Origin of the sequence: Saccharomonospora xinjiangensis XJ-54 (genome assembly GCF_000258175.1) — a bacterium.
Taxonomy (GTDB): domain Bacteria; phylum Actinomycetota; class Actinomycetes; order Mycobacteriales; family Pseudonocardiaceae; genus Saccharomonospora; species Saccharomonospora xinjiangensis.
Genome location: NZ_JH636049.1, coordinates 4,771,647 through 4,773,543 on the forward strand (window position 1 = coordinate 4,771,647; position 1,897 = coordinate 4,773,543).

Annotated in this window: 1 protein-coding gene; it reads right to left on the reverse strand. The window is 74.2% G+C overall.

All coding sequences use genetic code 11. From position 1 onward, the window contains the following. Positions 1–1,897 (reverse strand): methyltransferase (locus SACXIDRAFT_RS21680; protein ID WP_006240834.1); only part of this gene is annotated, 1,897 nt, incomplete at both ends.

Sequence of the window (1,897 nt, forward strand, 5' to 3'; positions counted from 1 at the left end):
GTCCTGCGCCACCGGCCGTCGCGACGATCACCTCCGCGAACGCGCCGTCGGTGGCCGAGGGCCTGCTGACCGCGAAACCGTGGTCGCACAGCAGGCGCTCCCAGCCCGGCGCGCTGAGCAGCGGGGCGCCGGGGATGCGCAGGTCCTCGTCGTCGTAGAGCCACCAGCCGTCCAGCAGGCCGAACGTCAATGTCAGCAGCGCGGATTTGCGGGTGACCTCGTTGATCACCAGCAGCCCGCCGGGGCGCAGCGCGGCGGCCACGTTGGTGAGCACGCGGCGCAGGTCACGGGTGGCGTGCAGGACGTTCGACGCGATCACCACGTCGAACGGCCCGTCCACCAGCGCCTCCGCCGCGCCGGGCCGCTCGACGTCCCAGCGCCCGTAGCGAAGGTAGCTCCGGCCTGGCCCGAACCGGTCCTCCGCCTTGGTGAGGAACGCCGGGGACAGGTCGGTGAACCAGTACTCCCCTGGCCCGCCGACGGCGTCGAGCGCGGGCAGCACCACGGCGGTGGTCCCGCCCGTCCCCGCGCCGATCTCCCCGATCCGCACCGGCCGCCCGCTGTCGCGGACGAACGCGGCCACGGTCTCGGCGACGGTGCGGTTGAGGCCGTCGGCGATGCTGTTGCCCTGGTAGGCGGTCGTCATGCGGTCGAGCGAGCCACCGGGGAAGAGGATCTCCGTCACCGGCCGGGCCCCGGTGAGCACGGCAGGCAAGGCGGCGACACATTCCTCCACAAGGGACAGTTGCGACGCCCAGTACGAGTCCGCGGCCAGCCGTCCGCGCAGGTCGGCCCATGCGGGGTCGGCGGCGGGATCGGCGGCCCGCACACCGGCCTCGGTGAGCGTCACCACCTCGCCGTCAGCGGCGAACCCGGCCGCCGCGAGCAGGCGCATCGCCTCGTCGAGCCAGCGTTCGTACTTGGCCACCACGCCGTATCGCGCGGCCAAGCCCTCCTTCGGTTCCGGCCCCGCCGCGAACAATCCCAGTTCGCGAAGGCGCACCAGAGTCTCGCGCGCCACCCACCGGTCGGCGTCCTCCGGCGTGAGCCCTTCGGCCCAGCCCCCGGCCTCCGCCGTGGTCCCCGTCGTGGTCCCTGCCGTGGCGCGGGTGGCTGCCGCGAACACGTGCGGGTAGCGCGGCGCGAGGTGCGCGGCGAGGTCACGGATGGACGTGTGCTCGAACAGCAGGGTCGGCGACTGCTTCTCCCCGACGAGGGCCTCGACGGTCGAGACCAGGTCGAGCACCTGCGCGGAGTCGATGCCGAGTTCGAAATACCCGGCGCGCACGTCGAGTTCCTCCGGCGCGCACCCGAGGCGCTCGGCGATGACGGCGCGCAGCACGGTCTCCTCCGCGCCGACCTCCGGCCTCTCGGGCGGCAGCGACGGTGCCGTCTCCAGCACCGGTGAGGCCGGTGTGCGCGGCGGCGCACCGGGCGTGCGGACCAGCTTGCTGGACAGGCCCTCCAGCTCGGCCACGAGTTCTCCTCGCTCGTCGTGGAACCGCACGCTCAGGGTGAGTAGTTCCCCGCTCGACCGGATGGCGGAGGTGTCGATCGTGGCGACACAGCGGGCGGGCAGGGCCCGGCTCGCGCGGAACGACGCCACGTGCACCGGAAGGTACGAGCCCGGCTCGCCGGTGCGCAGCGATCCGGGCGCCACCGCACCGGCCAGCAGCAGTGCGGGATCGAAAGCGGGCCGGTCGGCGTGCTCGGGCACAGCCAGGTCGGCCACGAGCGCGCCGGGGCACTCCCAGACCTCGCCGTCGGCCCTGGCCGCGCCGGTGTAGACCTGACCGGCCCGCGCGTCGGCGGCGTAGACGTCGGACAGCGGTGTCCTGCGGGTGGCGGCGGCCCGCGCGGCGGCCACGTCGAACGATCCGCCCTGCGGGAACGGCTC